Raw genomic sequence first — 21,441 nt, 5'->3', positions numbered from 1 at the left:
AGCACGCTGGCGAGGTCGGGGCCGATAGAGTACAGATGCTGTCTGATCTGTGCCCTGTCCACGCCGAGCTGCGACTACACAAATCCGGGGCGAAGTATCTAGAATCTTTTCTTAGTTCCACACCGTTCACAGTCACAGTTCGGATACCCAATGACGCAGATCCTTGATAGTTCTCTTCGCCATAAGGCGTCGTATTTCCTTTTGCCAGGTAGTGCCACTGTCCTACAGGTCGTCACAACCACCTTTTGCATAAGAACTGACGGACTCGATCACGATAGTTCTGATAAGGGAGCGTAAGCCATGGACTTTGACAAGAAGGCTGCCCGCGAATTCGTTGAGCGTTGGCGGGGTCGAGGCTATGAGAAGGGCGAGACTCAGCAGTTCTGGCTTCAGTTGCTGCGTGTCATCGGGTACAGGCATATTGATGATGTTCTCTTTGAGCATCACCTGCCAAGTGGCGGCTTTGTCGATGTATGGATTCGTGAGGCGGATGTTCTCGTTGAGCAGAAGTCGATTCAGATCGACATGGACAAAGGTGAACATCGCCAAGGAAAGATTAAGACTGCTCTTGAACAAGCCCTTGACTATGTTGAGGAGCTCCCTCGTCCTGAGCAGCCACGTTACATTGTCACCTGTAACTTTGGTGTCTTCCGCGTCTACGACAGGGACAATTACGCGAAGAGCGCCCTTGCAGAACACGCTTTCGAATTCACTTTAGAAGAGCTTGCTGAGCATCCTGAGTACCTGGCGTTCATCGTCGATCCGGCAAACAGCCGTTTGGAGAAGGAAAAACGCGCCTCAATCCAAGCTGGTGAACTGATCGGACGACTCTATGACAAGATGCGCTCAGGTTATCTAGATCCAGACTCCGAAGCATCAATGCATTCACTCAATGTTTTGTGTGTGCGGCTTGTGTTCTGCCTGTATTGCGAGGACGCGGGGCTGTTCCCTAAGGATGCTTTCTATCGCTATCTTCGGGCGATTCCATCGGATAACATCCGCTTGGCATTGAAGCGCTTGTTCCGCGCTCTTGATACGCCGGTCAAGGATCGAGATCCCTACGACACGTCCGTGAGAGACTTCCCTTATGTGAACGGGGGATTGTTCCGTGAGGAAGCTGAGGTCCCGAACTTCACTGTTGAAACGAAGGATTTTCTTCTTCGAGAAGTTTCTGCTTCGGTCGATTGGTCGCAAATTAGCCCCACCATCTTTGGCGGTATCTTCGAGAGCACGCTCAACCCACAGACGCGACGTTCCGGTGGAATGCACTACAGCAGTCCTGAGAACATCCACAAGGTCATTGATTCTCTCTTCTTGAACGAGTTGAAGGACGAATTCGCTCAGATCTGCGATGAGGTCGACCAGACTCCGAGGAAGCGTAAGAACAGACTGGCTAGGTTCCACCAGAAGCTTTGCCACCTGACCTTCTTCGATCCGGCATGCGGCAGCGGTAACTTCCTGACAGAGACGTATATTTGTCTGCGCAAACTCGAGGACGCGGTTCTTAATGAGTTGCGAGGTGGACAGACGGAGCTGGGCTTCTCAAGCGATGAGGAAAACTCTGAGCGTGTGAGTTTGTCTCAGTTTTATGGCATCGAAATCAACGATTTCGCAGTCACAGTTGCTGAAACGGCGCTGTGGATCTCGAGGTTGAAGGCAAATGGTGAAACTTCGATGTTCTATGATCTTGGCGGCGATGACTTCCCTCTACATGAGCGAGCGAACATCGTTCACGCTAATGCGCTGAGGATTGATTGGAATGATGTCCTGCCTGCGGAGAACTGTTCCTTCATCATGGGGAATCCGCCTTTTATTGGCCAGTACCTCAAATCGAAGGAGCAGGTTGAGGATACAAAACGAGTCTGGGGAGACCTCTACGACGGCTACCTGGACTATGTGACGTGCTGGTACAAGAAAGCGTCAGATTACTTCGAGGACGTGCCGGGTGGCCGCTTCGCCTTTGTGTCGACGAACTCGATTGCGCAAGGCCAGCCTGTTCCGGCACTCTTCAAACCATTGTTCGATGCCGGTTGGCGCATCCGCTTTGCGCATCAGACTTTCCCTTGGGCGTCGGAAGCAACGGATAAAGCTGCGGTGCATTGCGTGATTATTGGTTTCGACAAGCAAGAAGCACGGCCTGCCCTGCTCTTTAGCTATCCATACTTTGGTGGCACACCAGTTGGCACCGAGGTTACAAACATCAATGGCTATCTTCTCAACGGTCCACGTGTCTTTGTGAGAAAGAGGATGAAACCTCTCTCCCAAGAACTGGCTCCAGTTCGATTCGGTTCAAAACCCACGGACGGCGGGCATCTGATTGTCGAGAGAGACGAGTACGAAGCGGTAGTCGCTGACCCCATTGCTGCCAAGTACCTGCGCTCTTTCCGGATGGGCAAAGAGTTAGTGCAGGGATTGGACCGCTGGTGTTTGTGGATGGCTGTTGAAGATTTTAATCCAGCAGATATTCAAGAAAGTCCAGTGCTGAACGAACGCATCACGGCAGTCCGGGAGAGGCGTCTCGCTTCTAAGAAGGAACCGACAAGACGTTCCGCCTACACCCCACACCTCTTCCAAGAAAACCATCAACCAAAAGTGCCCTACGTCGCCATCCCTGCAGTGGTGTCGGCGAACCGACACTATTACACGGCAGCACGGTTAGGAGCGCAAACTATCGCGGGAAATAAGCTGTATACAGTTGCAGATCCTGATGGTTTCGTTTTCTCAATTGTCAGCTCATCAGCGTTCATCACTTGGCAGAAGGCTGTGGGAGGCCGTTTGAAGTCTGATTTGAATTTTTCAAACACCGTCGTATGGAACAATCTGCCGCTGCCTCCAGTTGATGCCGAGCTCCGTCAGCAGATTATTGAAGCGGGGAAGGGCGTGCTCGCTGCGCGTGCGCTTTATCCTGACCGTTCATTGGCTGAGCACTATAAGCCTGACAATATGGATCCGGCACTGCTTGCCGCGCACGACGCCCTCGATGTTCTTGTTGACCGCGCTTTTGGCGCAACTGAGCCGTGCGCCAACAATGACGAGCGCCTCACCCTCCTTTTTCACCACTACCTCATCATGGAATCAACATGAGAGAAACCTCTCCGAACACAAAACCACTCACTCCACATCTAATTGAAACGAGTCTATTGCATCGATTTTAATGCTGTGGTAATTATCTTGCGAAACAGACTGCGTAAAAAGGAATAAGGTCTCCAATGCGCGGATTTGACACTGAAAATACTCTAGGAGAACGTCATGGCTGGGCACATTGGTTCGAGTGCGGAAAAAGCTACGGAAGATATTCTTGATTTAGTTCGAAGCACTAACTCGCTACCTGTTGGCTTCATTGGTTCAGGTTTCTCTCGAAGATATATGGCGACTCCAGATTGGCGTAGTCTTCTGGAGTATCTTGCAGGCCTTACGGGACGCCCAATTAATCAATACTTCGTTAACCGCACCGCAGACCCTAGTGTTTTATACCCAAAGGCTGCATCACAGATTGCAACCGCTTTTAGTGAAGTGTGGTGGAATGATCCGAAATACGCTGAACAAAGAGATCAGTATGCCTCTGATGTTCATGACATCTCTGATCCAATCAAGCTGCAGGCTTCACTTTATATCGGTCAACATTCAGTAGTTTCCGATATTGGACTTCAGGCGGAATTAGAAGCATTCTCAAAAGCGAGATTCCAATCATTTGTAACAACCAACTATGACTGCCTTATTGAAGGTCAACACTCTGACTTTTCGTGCTACGAAAGCCAATCCGATGCCCTTTTTAGTCCCATCTATGAAATGGGCGAGATTTACAAAGTTCATGGATCGGTTAAGAATTTTTCCTCGATGGTTCTAACCAGCGAGGACTACAGTGATTACGAGCGCCGTAATCCTTACCTGATTGCAAAGATGATGACACTTTTTGTTGAGAATCCTGTTCTATTCTTCGGATACTCGGTGAGTGACAGTCATATTCAGAATATGCTTAACCAGTTGAGAACCTGTCTCACTGAAGATCAACTTAAGACCTTGAATGACAGAATGATATTCATTGGAAGGCCTTCCCGTGAGCGTCCTGAAGAACTGCGAAGAGGGAGCGTGGTGATTAATGGGCACACCTTCTATATTCAAGAAGCCGGTCTCGAGGACTGGGCAGGGCTCTTTTCTGGTCTTAGCGAGTTGCCCTATCATTTTGCCCCCAGAGTGCTTCGCAGACTGCGCGAGAGTATTTATCTAGCGGCTCGCAACCCTGAGTATTCCCAAAAGGTAAAGGTTGTGGACATCGACGATGATACTGAAATTGAAAAGTTGGAGATAGTCCTGGGCGTGGGGATCATTAAAGAATTATCAGACCGCGGTTATGGCGGTCTCCCGTTCCGGGAGTACCTCATCCATATGTTAGAAGGAAAGACCACCCTCAATCCGAATTCCTTAAGGCAATTTACATTTGTCTCCTATCGGAACGATTATGTTCCGATGCATTACTTTGATTGGCTTAGTGAAAGTTGCGATTCTGATCCTGTAGATACATCGTCCAAAAAGATGGACAGGTGGCGCGAGAAGCAGCGGACAATGAAGCCGAATCACGCGACTGCCCTTCAGCATGCTGATCTAACCTATAGAGAGCTTTCCTCTTCAGATATTCCATATTACCTGAAGAGTCAAGTTCCCTTGGTGTTGAATAATTGGGAGATTGATGATGTTGTAGCTTTAAGAGATTGGTTGTTATCTGCGCTTTCCGACTTAACAAATGCGTCGGTACCTACAGAATTCGCAAAGCTAGCCTGTCTGTATGATCGAATCGTATTTGGTGGTGAATTTAAGGGCGACCAAGCGCAATTGCGCTTAAATCTGGGATTAAATGAAGGATGAACTCCCTTGAGTTTGTGATGCAAAAATGTCATGATTCGTTACTGATAGTATATTTATCAACCTTGAGTGCTATTAATATTTCTGCTGCAGCAGGTTTGGCCCCTAGGAACTAGCCATTCCCTGTTCGCATGCGAGAGTGGGAGGTTCTAATGAGAGAATTAGTGGGCAAAAGCTTAATGGGTCTGAACATACTTCCAAAGCGACCGTGTGTGGATTTAAGTCCAAGTTATGTTGTTTTGCTATCCTTAATGATGCCGGGCAGTTCGAATAGATTCTTGCTCAATAACGGTACTATTCTTCACTCCTCTCTACAATGAATTAGACCTATAAGGGCAGGTTCTGATCGTTCGCAGTCGCTTAATACCTGAATGTGTATAGACTATATATCGGATTTTTCCGCACTTGCCTTGCCGATACGGCTGAGCGGATCACTTAAGTCGCGTAAGCGATGGATGTTTCAAAGCGTGAGGAATGGTCCTCATTTTTCCGCAGCCTATGCTGCCGAGAGTCGTTAGTTCGGCGTTTAGAATTCGGTTTGCGAAGCGTGCTTATTCAAGCGCGAGAGACATACTTCTGGTTAAATTGCCGTGCAGATTGCGGAAAAGAGAGGATGTGAGAACGTCATGTCATCGGATCTGGGTTCCACTCGTAATGAATGCACAGATTAGGGAGTTGGTGTAGGTAGTTCACGGTGAGTCACGCTCTAGCTAAATACCTTTCGACTTAGAGCCTCCCCAGTGGCTGGCTCGACTTGCACAGGTTTGATGGAGATAGTTGATGCGGGCGTGGTTTTAGTCACCTTTCTGCTCTTGTTGGTGAAGTGAGGAGGAATGACGGGTTGAATAAGCTTCTACCTCACTCAGTATAAGTAGTGTCAAATCCGGCATGATGAGTCTCTTCGAATACTTCCCTACTATTTCTTTTTTCGCTTCTTCATAACGAAAACTCTCTGGATTTTGAAGATGCTGATGAATTTCGGGTGGAATAATTACTTGAGCAAATACCTGCCTGTCCGGAGAAGTGCCTCTTTCCAACAGTCCCACAGTGTTATCGATCCGATGTTGGATATCTTCTCCTCGCTCCACATAGTCGGACTCGCTGAATAGCCTCTGCAAACTGTCGTAGTAAAGCCGTATTGGATCTTCGAACTGCAATAGCCTGTGCGGAATGTCGATCTCAGGATCAACTGCATAGAAAGAAAGGGGGGGAGTCTCGGGAATCACGGTCGCGCAGCCAATTCTCATAATTTGGGGGTTGTGGCGAGGGGGATTTAATGCTGTAAACTGGCGTTTTGTTTGAAGATCGCGTTTCACGTCGCTCCATCCGGAAGTGCTATTTCTGCACTTTGCTTCAGCAAACGCAACCAATCTTCCAGATTGGTCAAAACATGCGTAATCGGGGAGGCTCCTGACAGAGGAAAGGTGCCTGTACGGCCAAAGTTTCTTAAGCGAGCTCATATGTAGCATGTATGGACAATCGAGCGTGCAGCTTGATGAGACGAAGGCGCTAGTCATCATTGAGCCGATTGCGTAACCAATCTGGCCTTTCTCGGTAGCCTCGAGGATTGAGTACGCGGAACTTCGTCGTAGCTCATACTTCCGTTTGCCACGCGCACGGAATGGCTCGATGAAGTTAAGGCTTGATGCTACTCGCCATTGTGTAAATAGCGTCATGGCTGGTTTAGAAAACGAGGGCACAGCGGCTAGATAGCTGGGTGGAGGCAGAAGTCCGGCAACGATTGCATTCCACAGGAGGGAAAGGGATGAGAACTGGAGCGTTGTGGTGGTATTTATGTGCTGATATTTCTGAGGGAAATACTGAAACTCAGATGGAACGACGATCTCATCGTCAGACCTGTCTACTATCCAGTGCGGTATCAAGATCATCGGAGTTCTGTCTTTCATCCAGTGCGGATAGTTATCCGCGCCTTAGCCAAGTGACAACTATGGTTGCAAAGAATTGAAGATGATCACCATACCTACGCTTTCGTATGATCCAGGATCTTGACGGTTCTCAATCCTGCGTGCCCGTCAGGCTGGGCGGGGCGGTTCTCGCGGATCGAAGCGAAAAACTCGTCGAGCATGAGGCGATCAAGATTCACACCAAGAGTGTAAAAGGCTGAAGGTTGTGATGCAGCCGACACGCCGGTCACTGCGTGAGCAAAAGGCGCGATATGCACCAGCGTCTGATCAGTGACAAGATCCAGAGTCAAGCCACCCCAAGTCGGCCCATTGTCGGGCACAGACCACGATGCATCTACCACCAGTGTCACGCCATTGTCATAGGTGATATGCACCAGGCCAGCAGTCTCTGCCTTCGCCTCGGGCTTATCCCGATGCAAGATGTCATTCGACACCGCATAGACAGACACCGGCTCAGCCTCCATCAGGGCATCCATCAAGTCAGCCACATGCACCGTGTGATCCACCAGGCAGCCGCCGCCCGCAAGCTCCGGATCCCCAAACCACGCCCGTGCGCCCACTGGAATCTTCCCATTATTCGTACCGTTCGCGATAAGGATCTTGCCCAGCTGCCCACTGCGATAAGCCTCCCGCAACGCCACAAAGTCGGGGGAAAAGCGCACAGGGTAAGCCGCCATCAAATTCACGCCCGCATCATCGCAGGCAGCAATCATCGCCTCCGCATCAGCAACCGTCGTCGCCAGCGGCTTCTCACACAAGACATGGGCTCCATGAGCGGCCGCCAGCTCCACCAGCTCACGGTGACGAGTGTTCTCCGAACACACCAACACCGCATCCACTCCTGTGGCAAACAATTCCTCGTAGGAATCGACATATTCAACGCCCAGATGTTCGGCAAAAGGACGACCACGCGTCTCATCCCCAGCAGCCACATCGGCAGCGCCATCAGGATCAGCACACACCAACGTCACCGTCGGATCATCACGTAGCAACGCGGCGTAGGACGCAGCATGGACATGCGCGAAAGACATAATGCCCACCCGCAGATGCCGCACGCCCTTTGTCTCCGCGTCCTGCTCCACGGTTTCCACCGTCTCCGTCATCTCCGCCTTTTCTTCAAACTTCTCCACCACGCTCACTTCACGTCCTCCTTCGCACACCCACAGACCACACCCTCACCACATGCAGAAGCCCCACCTGCGCCCTCGTCAAAAGCAACAGCTTTGCCGGTGCGGATGGACTCCAACGCGGCCTCGGCCAAACGGACCGCCATGACGCCATCGAGCGCGCTCACGCGCGCGGTCGTGCGGCCCTCAATATGCGCGACGAACTCACGCAACTCATTGCCATAAGGATCATCAGCATTCGACGCCGGAACAATCGAACGCTTCGACACATCCAAGCCATTCGTCCGGATCAGGTAATCATCGCGAGACTCATACTCCAGATAGCCGCCATCCCCAGCGACATGGAAACTCGTCTCAAACACCGTGGACTGTGCGCCCCACACGCCGCGAATGTAGGAGATTGCGCCAGAAGCATGGGTCAGGATGCAGTGGCAGCCAGCAATGCGCGACGCTGCAGGCACTGCACTGTCGCTGCTACTGGCACTAGCACTGTCAGCGTCACCGCCGCCATCGCCACCAGCGCCATTATCGCCACCCGCACGCGTCTCCACCTGCGTGGCAAAGACACTCGTCACCGGACCAGCCAACCAGCGCGCCTGATCCAGATCATGGATCATCAAATCCATCACCAGGCCACCGGAATGCTCCTCATTGCCAAACCACGTCGACCACGCCGGGTAGGTGCCAGAGCGGGCAAAACGCAGCACCGCCAACTCACCAATGCCGCCCGCCTGCACCGCGTCATGCAACGCCACATAGGCGGGGAAGAAACGCACCACGTGCGCAGGCAGCAGCACGCGCCCACTGGACGCCGCAATATCCACCAGCGTTTGCGCATCAGCAGAGGTCCGGCACAAGGGCTTCTCGCAGATCACGTCAACGCCAGCCTCCAAGGCCTGGCGGGCCAACTCAAAGTGAGTATGCGTCGGCGTACAGATATCTACCACGTCAGCCCACGCCAACGCCTCCTCGTAGGAGGGCAAGACTTCCAGATTCCACTCGGCGGCCAACTCTGCTGCGCCCTCGACAGAGAACACCCGCACCTCGCCCAAGGACACCAATCCCGGCAGGTGAGCCCGCGTGATCCCACCAGCCCCAATCAACGCAATCTTCATAACAGATCTCGACATTTCGTTCGATTTCACTTGAGGGCGCACATGACGTCGCCCGGAACATAAAGTGTGTGTGGCACCGCAGGTAGGCGACAGTCAATCACGCCCAACCCGCGGCGCCACACAGGCAGCGCACTAAGACGCTCAGCCCTTCGCGCCAGAGAAGGCCAAGCCCTCCACCACGCGACGCTGCATCGCCAGGAACACGATCAGAATTGGCGCCATCGCCATTACCGACGCCGCCATCATCACCGAATAGTCGGTGGAGGTGCGGCCCGCCAGCGTGGCAATACCCACTGTCAATGGCATGGACTTTGCCTGCGTGGTGACAATCAGCGGCCACAGCAGATCATTCCACGACCACAGGATCGTCGTAATCGCGACAGCCGACAAGGCTGGCTTAGCCAGGGGCATCATGACCTTCCAGAAAATCTGCCACTGGTTCGCGCCATCCAGGCGCGCAGCCTCCTCCAAAGAAGGCGGCAGCGACAAGAAGAACTGGCGCATTAAGAAGGTGCCGAAGGCCGAGAAAATACCCGGCAGCGCCACGCCCCACACCGTATCGAGCAGGTCCAAGCCCTGAATAATGCGGTATTGCGTAATCAGGTAGGCCTGGCCGGGCACCATCAGGATCGCCAGCACTATGCCCAACAGGATCCCCTTACCGCGGAAGTGCATGCGCGCAAAGGCGTAGCCCGCCAGCGAACACAAAATCAGCTGACCGATGGTACGCAGAGCCGTAATCGCAATCGAGAAACCCAGCTCATGCAGGAACGGCAACTTGACGAACACATCCGCATAGTTCTTCCACTGCAGCTCGGCTGGCCAGAAGGTCGGCGGCACTGACTGGATTTCGTGGTTGGTCGACAGCGACATAATGATCTGCCACACGAAGGGGCCAACCATAATGAGCGAGCCGGTGATCAACACAATATGTGTCAAAACGTGGCTATCGCGCTTGACCTTGCGTTCGACGGGCGCCTCGTGGTTGTGACCCCGTCCGAAGGCGCGCCGAGGCGTGGCCTCGGGAGCCGACGACGGAGTCGGCGGGGGAGTGGCCTCAACGTTCTTAGTCATAGTTCACCCACCTCTTTTGCCAGCGGAACTGCACCAGCGTAATCAGGGAAACAATCAGCAGGATCACCATGGCGATCGCTGCAGCCATGCCCTTGTGGTTGAGCTGGAAGCCCTCGTTGTAGAACAGGTACACCAGCGTGCGGCTAGAAGGCAGCGCAGGATTCGACGTGCCCATCATGGCGAAGAGCAGGTCGAACATCTGGAACCCATTGATCGCCTGCACGACGATAAGGAAGAAGATCGAGGGCGTCAGCAGCGGCACCGTAATGGAGAAGAACTGCTTCCAGGGGCTCGCCCCATCAATGGAGGCGGCCTCGTACAGCTCGGCGGAAATGTTCTTCAGGCCGGCACTGAGGATGATCATGTTGAAGCCGATAGAAGACCACAGGCCAACGATCGACACCGCCACAATGGCCCAGCCGGGCGTGGCCGTCCAGTGCGGCGGATTGGCAACGCCGACGGACCTCAGCAGGTAGTTGAGGATGCCGAAGTCGCCGTTGTAGATCAGGCGCCAGACGAGGGCGATAGCGGTGGGCATAGCCAGGTAGGGGGCAAAGAATGCCACGCGGTAGAGGGAGGCAAAGCGTAGGCCTGGCTTTGCGATGAGAGAAGCGAGGATGACAGCGATGGGAACACCCAGGAGAAGTACTCCTGTGTAGATCAGCGTGTTCAGCAGGGAGGTCCACATTTCTGGCTTGGTAACGATGGCCTTGTAATTGTCCAAACCAACGAAGGTGTACTTCGTACCGAAGGCGCTTTGTTTCGTGAAGGAGATGTAGAAGTTATCAACAATCGGATAGATGTAGAAGGTGAAGACACCAACCAACAGGGGGCCGACAAACAGCAGCGGCCACCATCCATCTGATGTGGGTTTGCGTCGGGGCAGCGGAGAGTGAGCGCTGCCCCGACGCGGTTTCATCCCCGCACGATCTGTACGAGTCTGAAGGGCCATGAGTGACTACTCCTCGTCGAGAGCAGCTTGCATCTTCTCGGCCAGTTCCTTGGCGACCTCGTCAACGGGACGGTCGCCGGAGAAAGCCTGGTTGAGAAGCTCGTTTTCGTACTCATTCCACACGGCGGTGTTCAGAGAAACGGGGTAGGGGAATGAGTAGTCCTTAGCGGCCTCAGCGAAGACCTTCATGTTCCACTGGGGCTGTGACTGCTCGTAAACCTCTTGGGAGCCGTTGAAGGCCGGGCATGCGGTGCCAAGCTCGGCCTCGGTCATGTGGGCTTCCTTGGAAGCGAGGTAGGTGATGAAAGCCTTAGCGGCGTCAAGGTTCTTCGAGTTGGCCGACACGACGGTGGACAGGCCGTGGATGACGGTTGCGCGTTGTTTGTTCGACGGCATGGGCGCAATGTCGATCTGCTTGACATCAGGCATCTTGGAGGCAATCTCAGTGGTGATCCAGTTGCCTGACCACATCATGGCGGCCTTGCCGGATTCGAACATGACGTTGGGCTTGGTGTCAGCCATCTGCTTGATATCGGGCGAGGCACCCGCCGCGATCAGATCAGCCCAGATCTGCAGGCCTTCGATGGAGCCGGGTTCGGCGTAGCCGGACTTGCCGTCCTTAATGATGTAGCCGCCGGACTGGAGGATGGTGTTGTAGTAGCCGACCTGACCGCCATCAAGCTGAGTGGCAACGCCGTAGATGCCTTCACCCTTGAGCTTTTCAGAGATGGTGAGCGCGGTGTTCTTGAAGTCATCCCAGGTCCAGTCTTCCTTGGGGTACTCCACGCCAGCCTTGTCGAAGATGGCCTTGTTGTAGAAGACGCCGATGGTGTCGAAGTCCTTGGGGAAGCCGTACTGGACGCCCTCGGAGGAGTACAGGTCAAGCAGAGCCTGTGGGTAGTTCTTCGGGTCCACCGCGCCAGACTCAACGAGATCATCGAGGGGTGCGAGCATGCTGTTGGTGGCGTAGAGCTGGATATTGGGGCCGTTCATCCAGAAGAGGTCAGGGAGGTTGTCGCCTTCGGCCTGGGTCTTGAGCTTGGTCCAGTACTGGGCGTAGGGGGTGATGGTGGTTTCGATGGTGATGTTCGGGTATTGCTTGTTGAACTCTTCGATGTGTTTGTCGATCGCCGGCTTTTGGTTCTCATCCCAGTAGGCGAAGGTCAAGGTGGTTTGGCTATCGGTGCCTGCGGAAGCGCCGGATGCAGCTCCTGAAGTTGCGCCGTCTCCGCCAGCACCACCGGTGCCACAGGCTGAAAGGATGAGTGCTGCAGCTGCAAGCGAAGCGAGTACTGACTTCTTTGTCATGGACATTTCTTACCTCCAGGAAAGAATGTGATCAGCAAGAGGTTCCCTCTGTGCTGAGGGGGGGAGTGTCGTGTTTCCTTCACCACCGACATGGGGGTGGGGGACGACGTAGGAGGGCGGCGATGCCCTCGTTGATCATGCGCAATGTGTCAGAGTGGAGCACTGCAACGATGAAGTGTTCCTGCCGTGCGCAATGAGGTGCGATCCGAGGTGAAGGTGTTGAATGGGGACTTAGGTAAGTAGGTTACCTATCTTGTTCAAAGGTTCGCAGGCGCTTTGGGCACTGTCAAGCGGAATTCGCACCGATTTTTCAGACAGCACTCATCTCCGAGATTGATCAAAGATGACTTTTTGGCTAAAAGATGCGCAGAATTGCTCACATAGTGGAGGTAAGGTTACAAAAAGATAAACTTGCCCGCACATGCTGGAATCTGAGACAGCACCCTCACTCACAGGGGTAGCGAACGCCCACGCGCGAACGCACCTCATCCATCAACTCCATCACCGCCAGAGTATCCGACCACGGCATGACGCACGACTCTGTCACACCAGTCGCCACGCAACGAGCAGCCTCGGCCGCCTCATACTGGAACCCACCCGGCATAGTCGCATCCCACGTCACCGTGTCACCATCAGGATCTTCTCCACCGAAGGTACGCAGCTGGAGGGCGCCGGGGCGATAGAACTGCAAGGGCAACTCCAAAGCGCCATGCTCGCACACGACCTCGGCAGCCGTTGCCGAACGGCCACTGAAGTTCGATCGTGCCACGGCGAGAGCCTCGCCCACGCGCAGGACGGCAACATTAGCAACATCCACGCCCGAATCCGTCAGCACCCCATCAGCAGAAACCAGACGAGCATCACGCGCAATACTCTGGATAAAGGACAGGGAATACACACCCAAGTCCAATAGAGCACCGCCACCCAGCGCAGGATCGGTCAAACGCGGGACATGCCAGAGGGACTGGCCATGATCAGCCTGTGCAGAAACAATGCGCCCCAAGGCACCATTGGCCAGAATCTGACGCAACACCCGCTGATGGGGCAGGTGGCGGGTCCACATGGCTTCCATGACAAACACGCCCCGCTCACGCGCAGCATCAAACACGCGGCGCGCCTGAGCAGCAGTCATCGTAAAAGCCTTCTCCACCAGCACGGGTTTACCGGCTTCAATCGCCAGCAGAGCATGCTCAGCATGCATGGGATGAATAGTGGCAACGTAGATGGCATCAACCTGCGGGTCAGCAACTAGTTGCTCGTAAGAATCGTGGACGCGCCCAATGCCATGTGCGTGCGCAAAAGACTGCGCACGTTCATGATCGCGTGAAGCAACAGCCACAATACGGCCAGAAGAGTAGGCGGGCACATCGCGAGCGAAGGTCCCAGCAATACCACCAGCGCCAAGAATGCCCCAACGTAGGGGTGGAGCATCCATCGGATCAGGAAGTTCAACTCCACGTGCGAGGTGGGCAATCGGTTCAGGCAGCGGCGCCAATGCCGCGTGGGGATTAAAAGTCACCATAGGTGAATCATGGCACGGCGCCACAGATGACGCGCAGTGAAACTAATGCCCGTACTTAAAGGGATGCGTAATGCCTTCGGCCAGGAGTGAATGAGCTTGAAGCAGCGGTTCAACATGCGAGGCCAACCAGTCCTCCACGCAGCCCAGCTGGCGGAGCAACACGGAGATGACGAGCAGATGCTGGTAGACCGAGTGAGCAGCAAACTCTCGGTGACGCATCGCGTTCTCGACCTCCCGGTCAGACAGTTCAGGAATACGCGTGCAGGTGTGGTTCCACAAGCGAGCCAAGTGCGCCCCACGGTTACGCAGGTACACCAGAGCCCTCACCTGCGACTGGAGCTGCCCAGTCGGAAGATCCAACTCCTCCTCCATGGACTCAGAAATGCCCGACCCATACGCCTGCTCAATACAGCGCGCCAGTGTTCCGAAGGTCAAGGTGTCAACGGTTTCTGCAATGAGGAAACGCTCCCACGTGCGGTCAGACCATTCCTCCTCGGCGGCCTGCCTACGCCGATTCACGATGTGCGGTTCTTTCGATCGCGCCAAGTCATTCATAATCGCTGGCCACGGCATCCGCACCTGGGCGGGGGAGCGGTTAGGGGCGCCATCTTCTGGAATCTCAGGCACGAGGAGGCGCGGACTGCCTGATACAGCCTCAAAGTGCAAGGCAAATTGCGCGCGCAAACCAACCTCCGCGCGACGTAGGCCGCCCATCATCATGTCAGACAGGACCCGCTCGGCCTCATAGAGGGAGCGAATGTCATCGAAACGCGCATGGGGAAGGAAAGGCTGCGGGCCCTTAATCGGCGTGGGGTCCGTCCAGTAGCGGGCATAGTGGTCGAAACGACGAACCCCGATCATGGCAAGGAAACGCAGGGCTGAGGGCTCGTCGTCAATATGCAGACCCAGCTCGCGCAATTGTGAGCAATGGCTGGTAAGCAACTCGGTGACTTCAGACTTCGCCATCATGCCTTCTTCCCTATGAACTAGTGGGAGCCTAACATGCCGGGCTTGGTGGGAAAGGGGAAAAGAAACAGCCCCTTATCGCACAACCGGTGGTATTCACCGTCCGGTCAGGCGATAAGAGGCTGCCAATACTTTCAGGGCCGCAGCGCCAGCGCGTAATCAGCGCTTGGGGCGATGCTCACCACGCGAACCGCCAAAGCGGCGATCCGAGTGTCCGCCACGGCTGCCACCGCCATGACGAGTATCGCGACCGTAACCAGCCTGCCTCGAATGCGAGGCGTGCGAGCCCTGGCTGGAACGTCCGTGGAACTCGCGGCCACCGCGTTCACGTCCGCCCTCGCGCCAGCCGTCACGCCCACCACGGTCGCCATGACGATCACCCTGACGTTCACTACGGAAGCGGTCACGACCGCCGTCACGCTCTGCCCAGTCGCGGCCGCCCCGCTCGCCACCACGATCAAAACCACGATCACGATCCCGCGAGCCGCGCTCGCGCCAGTCACGGCCTCCACGGTCATCGCGACGATCACCCCGGTCAAAACGAGGACGGTCACCGCGCTCACCTCGCCCATCGCGATCATCACGGTCTCCATCGCGGTGTCCGCGAGAAGGAGCACCCTGGTCCTCACGAATACGCAGCGGGCGACCTTGAACGTGGGCGCGGCCAATGCGCGCCATGGTCTGATCGTCCATGTCAGCGGCGATTTCCACCAAAGAGAAGGTGGGGAAGATTTCAATGCGGCCCAGGTCCTTGCCGGCAATGCCTCCCTCGCCGGTAATCGCACCAACAATGGCACCGGGCTTGACGCCGTCCTTCTTACCGACCTCTACGCGGAAACGACGGCCGAAAGCACCCGAAGGACGAGGGCGACGCCCCTTGTCTCCCTTGGCGCGATCGCCGCGATCGCCCTTATCTCGGCCGCCTTCAAAGACAGCGCCGACAAACTCGCCGTTTTCGTCGAGCTTTTCTTCGCGGCGGGTCTTGCCTTCACCACGGCGATCCTTCTCAATACGAGGAGCGGGACCCTCATCGCCAACGGCGTTCGCCATGAGGGCAGCAGCAATATCAAGCAGGCTCAAAGCCGGCGGAACAACGGGAGCATCCTCGCCGTTCTCGGTGGCTTCCAGGGCGGCAAGTTCAGCTTCTTCGTGAGCAGCTTGGGATGTGGCCACCACCTCAGAGAGCAGATTCTTGTATAGGTCCAGGCGGCCACGCTCAACGCGAGCAGCCAGGCCCTCAAGGATTCGACGGGAACGGAACTCTGACACTGCCGCCGGGGTGGGAATCTGGACCTCAATCATGGGCGTACCCGTGAGCTTTTCAATGCGGCGCAGGCGGCCGGACTCACGCGGCGTGAAGAAGGTCAGGGCCAGGCCCTCGCGGCCGGCACGGCCGGTGCGGCCGATACGGTGAACGTAGGCTTCAGGCTCACGCGGCACGTCAAAATTCACTACCAGACCAATACGGTCAACATCCAGTCCACGGGCAGCCACGTCGGTGGCAACCAGCACATCCAGCGTGCCGTTGCGCAGGCGCTGCACCAGGCGCTCGCGTTCGGTCTGGGCCACGTCGCCGGAAATACCAGCGGCGCGGAAACCTCGCGAGGCCATTTCAATGGAGATCTCTTCAACGTCCATGCGGGTGCGCACGAACACAATGGCGGCGTCGGCCTGGCGGGTGGCCAGCACGCGGCCCAGGGCGCCGATCTTGTGCTTGTAGGGCACCACGGCGTAGGTCTGAGTAATGGTGTCAACGGTGGAGGACGCGGCCGTGACCTCGATTTTCACCGGGTCGGTCAGGTGGGTGGCTGCGATCTTTTCAATGGCCGGCGGCATGGTGGCTGAGAACAACGCGGTGCGGCGTTCAGCGGGAACGGATGCCGTGATGGTCTCCACGTCCTCAGCAAAGCCCATGCGCAGCATCTCATCGGCTTCGTCGAGGATGAACATGCGAACCTGGGACAGGTCGAGTGCGCCCTTTTCAATAAGGTCAATCACACGGCCGGGCGTGCCAACAACGACCTGCGCGCCCTTCTTCAGGGCGTTGATCTGAGGGCCGTAGGCTGAACCACCGTAAACGGGGACAATCTCCACGCCGCGAGAGAGGTCAGCGAAGTTTTCTAGTGCCTGCGCAGACTGCATGGCAAGCTCGCGGGTGGGGGCAAGAATCAGGGCCTGAACGTACTTGTGTCCAGCGTTAATGTCAGCCAGCAGAGGCAGGCCAAAGGCAGCAGTCTTCCCCGTACCTGTCTGAGCAATACCGACAACGTCGCGGCCTTCAAGCAGCGCGGGGATTGACGCGGCCTGGATGGGTGTGGGGGTGACGAAGCCGAGCTGGGTCACGGCGTCGAGGATGCGGGTGGGCAGGCCCAGGTCAGCGAAGGTCACGTTTGACGAGGCCGATGCGTCGTCTTCCTCAGCGGCATCAGCGTCGAAGTCTTCGTCATCTTCCTCGTAGTCATCGTCGTCAGCCTCGTCGACTTCGTCTTCTTCTTCCGCGTAGGGAAGATCGTCGTCGTTAGCGTCGTCAAGAATTTCAGCGACATCCTCGACGTTGATATCGTCCTCATCGTCACCAACGAATTCGACCTCGACATTGAGCATCTCAAGGTCTTCGGGTTCAAGGAACAGGGGAGAGGAGAACTGGTGGTCGTCAGCGGGCATGGGGACAGTGGGGATGGTGTCAGCAGACATGAATGGTGTCATCTTTCGTGGCTGGCCAGCGCGCAGCACAATCCGCCCTCTACGCAAAGGAATGTGAGGGAGGGGCTGGGCTGGAATTGTGGGGTCGAAACCGGGGCATGTGCCACGGCTGGGTCCATGGAGACCTTCAGCGCGGCCTCAACTCACCAACAACACTCACCGGTCACTTTCTGCCGGTCACCATCACTGTGGGGCTGCGCCTCATCGCCCCATAACACTACCGGGAACTGGGCAGAAAACCACGATTAGGCGCCGGTGACATCCCTCACCGGCCGACGGCCACGCAGCGCGTAGAACACAGCAATCAATGCTGATACGACAGCCAGCACAACTGCCGGAGCGTAGGTCCATGCGATCTGATTGGCAATCGCCAGGTGTGACCACGCGAAGAGAACAACCGATGTCACCGCGAGCTGCAGAGCAGAACCCGCCGCGTCAGCAACCTGCAGCCAGGATGAGACTTTGCCGTGCTTGTGCTGGGGCGTCACGGCCAAAGCGACAACGGAGATCGTTGAGTGCGCAAAACCTGCACCCCCACTCATGAGCAGAGCACCTGCAGCGCCGATGAATACGGGCGTGCTCGGGGAGGTCAGCGTCGCAATCAGACTCAGCCCAACTGCCATAAGAATGGCACCAATAAGGGGCAGGTTCTCGCGTGCTTTCTCAGCACGGATGCGGGCCTGAATGGCAGCGGTCACTGACCAGCCCACCGTACCTAAAGTGACCACCAGTGCGGCCTCCTTCGCAGCCCATCCGTGAACCTCAACGAGAAGCAAGGGAAGGAAGGCCGTGCCTCCTATGAAGGCAGCCATGAGAAAAAGCCTCACGCCAATGACTGACGCAAGCCCAACACGGGCACGGAACAAACCACGAGGCAGCAGGCGAGGAAGCGCATAGATCGAAAAAACAAGCCCCGTGACGGCGAGAATCAGCATTGGCGCGCCGGATAATGCGCCCGACAATTGCAGCGCAAAGACACCTACGCCACCGGCCAATGCCAGGGATGTCAGCGTTGTCAGAGATAAAGCTCCCGTGGTGTGTGCCTCGGCCGACGGCGGCGGAATCTGGCGGAGCAACGGCAACAATGGAAAGACTGCGATAAGGGCAATTGCCGGCACAGCACCAAAGACGATACGCCAGCCGAAGGTATCAGCCACCCACCCTGCAATCGCGGGGCCAATCAAGGCAGGAACGAGCCATGCCAGAGAGAACGCAGCGAAGAAAGTTGGGCGGTGCGGCTCGGAGGCGATCGCGCCAATAAGAACATACAGGGGCACGATCAGTAGGCCCATGCCCAGGCCCTGCAGCAGGCGGCCGATAACAAAGATGGCCACATGCGGGGCGACAGCGCACAAAACCAAGCCGACATTGAAGGAGAGGATACCGGCCCACAGTACCGGGCGGGCGCCTCGTGAATCAGACAGTGAGCCTGCGATCACGACAGCAACTAATTGGGCGGTCAGCGCCGCACCCGAGGCCACCGAAAACCACGTCTGAGCCCCAAGGTCGGTGACGACGCGCGGCATGATCGTTGTCGTTGCCAGCGACTCAAAAGCCCCCAGTGTAATGAGCGCTACCGAGCCGATCAGCAGCGTGATTTCCTGAGGCGACCAGCGGGTGGGAGTGGCAAACGTGGTCTTTTCCGTCGCCCCCGTCTGCTCCTGGTGTGTTTCGGATGCGGGAGTGGTCGCACCCTTTTCGGGCGAAGGAACAGAGGATAAAGGTGGCGAAGACGTCATGGTAAGGATCGTCTCATGTGCTGGGGCAGGGGTGCAAAGGGCGTAGAATATTCGGTGCCGCCGCCCGTCTCGCGGATGGTAACTACGAAAGGAATAACTGTGCTGCGCACTCACAACATCGACACCCTTGGCCTGGATAAAGTTGGCCAGACCGTCACCCTTGCCGGCTGGGTAGACCGCCGCCGTGACCATGGTGGTGTCGCATTCGTGGATCTGCGCGACGCCTCTGGCATTGTCCAGGTGGTTGTCCGCGACGAATCCGTTGCCCACGAGCTCCGCTCCGAGTACGTCCTCCAGGTCACTGGCGAGGTCTGTGCCCGTCCAGAAGGCAACGAAAACCCCAATCTTTCCACCGGTGCCATTGAGATCATGGGTGATGACATCACCATCCTTAACACCGCAGCACCCCTGCCTTTCCAGGTGTCCGCGCACGCTGAAGACTCGGGCAATGTTGGTGAGGAAACCCGCCTGAAGTACCGCTTCTTGGATCTGCGCCGCGCCTCCATGCAGCACGCAATCCGCCTGCGCTCCAAAGTGTCCCAGGCCGCCCGCCGTGTCTTGGACTCCCACGACTTCGTTGAGGTCGAGACCCCGACCCTGACCCGCTCCACCCCCGAGGGTGCCCGCGACTTCCTCGTGCCCGCGCGTCTGTCACCCGGCTCGTGGTACGCACTGCCGCAATCTCCTCAGCTTTTCAAGCAGTTGCTCATGGTGGGCGGTATGGAGCGCTACTACCAGATCGCCCGCTGCTACCGCGACGAGGACTTCCGCGCCGACCGTCAGCCTGAGTTCACCCAGCTTGACCTGGAGATGAGCTTCGTTGAGCAGGACGACGTGATCGCCGTTGCTGAAGACATCCTCAAGGAGGTGTGGGCACTTATTGGCGTCGACCTGCCCACCCCGCTGCCGCGCATGCCTTTCAAGGAGGCTATGGAGCGCTACGGTTCGGACAAGCCCGACCTGCGTTTTGGCCTGGAGCTGGTGGACCTCACCGAATACTTTAAGGACACCTCCTTCCGCGTGTTCCAGAACGAGTATGTCGGCGCTGTGGTCATGCCCGGTGGTGCTTCCCAGCCTCGACGCACCTTCGACAAGTGGCAGGAATGGGCTAAGGCGCGCGGCGCTAAGGGCCTGGCCTACGTCACCATTGCCGAGGACGGCACCCTGGGTGGCCCCGTTGCGAAGAACCTGACTGACGCTGAGCGTGAGGGACTGGCTGCCGCAACCGGTGCCAACCCTGGCGACTGCATCTTCTTCGGTGCCGGTAAGGCTGATCCGACCCGCGAGCTTCTGGGCGCCGTGCGCCTGGAAGTCGGCAAGCGTTGCGACCTCATTGATCCTGACGCCTGGGCTTTCACCTGGGTTGTTGACGCACCCCTGTTCAAGCCCACCGGCGCTGCCGAGGCTGACGGCGACGTGGCCCTGGGCAACTCCGCCTGGACCGCCGTGCACCACGCCTTCACGTCGCCCAAGCCCGAATGGCTGGACAAGTTTGATGAGGATCCGGGCAACGCCCTGGCTTACGCCTATGACATTGTCTGCAACGGCAATGAAATTGGTGGTGGCTCTGTTCGTATTCACCGCCGCGACGTGCAAGAGCGCGTGTTCAAGGTGATGGGTATTGGCGAGGAAGAGGCTCAGGAGAAGTTCGGCTTCCTGCTGGATGCCTTCAAGTTCGGCGCGCCCCCTCACGGTGGCCTTGCCTTCGGTTGGGATCGTATCGTGTCCCTGTTGACCAAGGCTGAGTCCATCCGTGACGTCATTGCCTTCCCCAAGTCCGGTGGCGGTTACGACCCGCTGACCGAGGCTCCTGCCCCCATTACGCCCGAGCAGCGTAAGGAAGCCGGCGTGGACGCTAAGCCGAAGAAGCGTGGCGAAGAGGCAGAGGCAGAAAAGGCTGAGGGCGACAAAGCCGAAGCTGGCGAGGCTGCTGCTGCTGAGTGAGTGTTGAGCTCTGCTGAGCGGCTATCAGGCTCTGCCAAGCGATGATTGTCAATCGCTGAGCAGGGCTGAGAGGGGCCGCGCGGGAAGAATTCCCGCGTGGCCCTTTTTCTGTCCGATAACCCAAGAAAGAGTCCCCAGTGATAAAACTGCGTCTTGTTGTTAATTGTGCGCCGCACACGGCGCACAATTAACAACACGACGCATAA

At 56.5% G+C, this 21,441-nt stretch carries 13 protein-coding genes; 3 read left to right on the top strand and 10 right to left on the bottom strand.

Annotated features, from left to right (window positions below):
* Positions 1 to 300: 300 nt before the first annotated feature.
* Positions 301 to 3,084, top strand: coding sequence for a DNA methyltransferase (locus EII11_RS10805; protein WP_124867644.1), 2,784 nt, complete (start codon positions 301 to 303; stop codon positions 3,082 to 3,084).
* Between the two features lie 165 nt (positions 3,085 to 3,249).
* Positions 3,250 to 4,863: an SIR2 family NAD-dependent protein deacylase gene (locus tag EII11_RS00880; protein WP_124867642.1), complete on the top strand. Its 1,614-nt coding sequence runs from the start codon at positions 3,250 to 3,252 to the stop codon at positions 4,861 to 4,863.
* A 791-nt stretch (positions 4,864 to 5,654) separates the two neighbouring features.
* Here the strand turns inward: EII11_RS00880 and EII11_RS00875 are convergent.
* From EII11_RS00875 to EII11_RS00830, 10 genes are all read right to left on the bottom strand, one after another.
* Positions 5,655 to 6,176, bottom strand: a complete 522-nt coding sequence (locus EII11_RS00875; protein ID WP_124867640.1) for a hypothetical protein — start codon at positions 6,174 to 6,176, stop codon at positions 5,655 to 5,657.
* Positions 6,177 to 6,841: 665 nt separating this feature from the next.
* On the bottom strand, positions 6,842 to 7,924 hold the full coding sequence (locus EII11_RS00870; protein ID WP_205649187.1) for a Gfo/Idh/MocA family protein: 1,083 nt from the start codon (positions 7,922 to 7,924) through the stop codon (positions 6,842 to 6,844).
* A complete protein-coding gene (locus EII11_RS00865; protein WP_124867638.1) occupies positions 7,921 to 9,042 on the bottom strand; it encodes a Gfo/Idh/MocA family protein in 1,122 nt (373 codons plus the stop codon). Before EII11_RS00865 ends, EII11_RS00870 begins: the two co-directional genes overlap by 4 nt.
* A 126-nt stretch (positions 9,043 to 9,168) precedes the next feature.
* Positions 9,169 to 10,101 (bottom strand): carbohydrate ABC transporter permease, encoded by a 933-nt coding sequence (locus EII11_RS00860; RefSeq protein WP_124867636.1) that lies wholly within the window; start codon positions 10,099 to 10,101, stop codon positions 9,169 to 9,171.
* Complete coding sequence (locus EII11_RS00855; protein WP_240622996.1) at positions 10,094 to 11,053, bottom strand: carbohydrate ABC transporter permease; 960 nt, start codon at positions 11,051 to 11,053, stop codon at positions 10,094 to 10,096. The genes EII11_RS00860 and EII11_RS00855 overlap by 8 nt, the downstream gene beginning before the upstream one ends.
* Positions 11,054 to 11,059: 6 nt before the next feature.
* Positions 11,060 to 12,361: an ABC transporter substrate-binding protein gene (locus EII11_RS00850; protein ID WP_124867634.1), complete on the bottom strand. Its 1,302-nt coding sequence runs from the start codon at positions 12,359 to 12,361 to the stop codon at positions 11,060 to 11,062.
* A 445-nt stretch (positions 12,362 to 12,806) separates the two neighbouring features.
* On the bottom strand, positions 12,807 to 13,883 hold the full coding sequence (locus EII11_RS00845) for a Gfo/Idh/MocA family protein (RefSeq protein ID WP_124867632.1): 1,077 nt from the start codon (positions 13,881 to 13,883) through the stop codon (positions 12,807 to 12,809).
* 42 nt (positions 13,884 to 13,925) lie between these two features.
* Entirely contained in the window at positions 13,926 to 14,852 is a 927-nt protein-coding gene (locus EII11_RS00840) for an Abi family protein (RefSeq protein ID WP_124867630.1), read from the bottom strand.
* A gap of 156 nt (positions 14,853 to 15,008) precedes the next feature.
* Positions 15,009 to 17,543, bottom strand: a complete 2,535-nt coding sequence (locus EII11_RS00835) for a DEAD/DEAH box helicase (RefSeq protein WP_240622995.1) — start codon at positions 17,541 to 17,543, stop codon at positions 15,009 to 15,011.
* 254 nt (positions 17,544 to 17,797) lie between these two features.
* A complete protein-coding gene (locus EII11_RS00830) occupies positions 17,798 to 19,291 on the bottom strand; it encodes an MFS transporter (protein ID WP_124867628.1) in 1,494 nt (497 codons plus the stop codon).
* A gap of 99 nt (positions 19,292 to 19,390) precedes the next feature.
* Here EII11_RS00830 and aspS point away from each other — a divergent pair, with 99 nt between their 5' ends.
* Positions 19,391 to 21,235, top strand: a complete 1,845-nt coding sequence (aspS, locus tag EII11_RS00825) for an aspartate--tRNA ligase (protein WP_205649186.1) — start codon at positions 19,391 to 19,393, stop codon at positions 21,233 to 21,235.
* Positions 21,236 to 21,441: the final 206 nt, after the last annotated feature.

The organism is Schaalia canis (assembly GCF_003858455.1).
Taxonomy (GTDB): Bacteria; Actinomycetota; Actinomycetes; order Actinomycetales; family Actinomycetaceae; genus Pauljensenia; species Pauljensenia canis.
The sequence above is the reverse complement of the archived record's forward strand: the minus strand, read 5'-3'. Positions and strand labels throughout refer to the sequence as shown.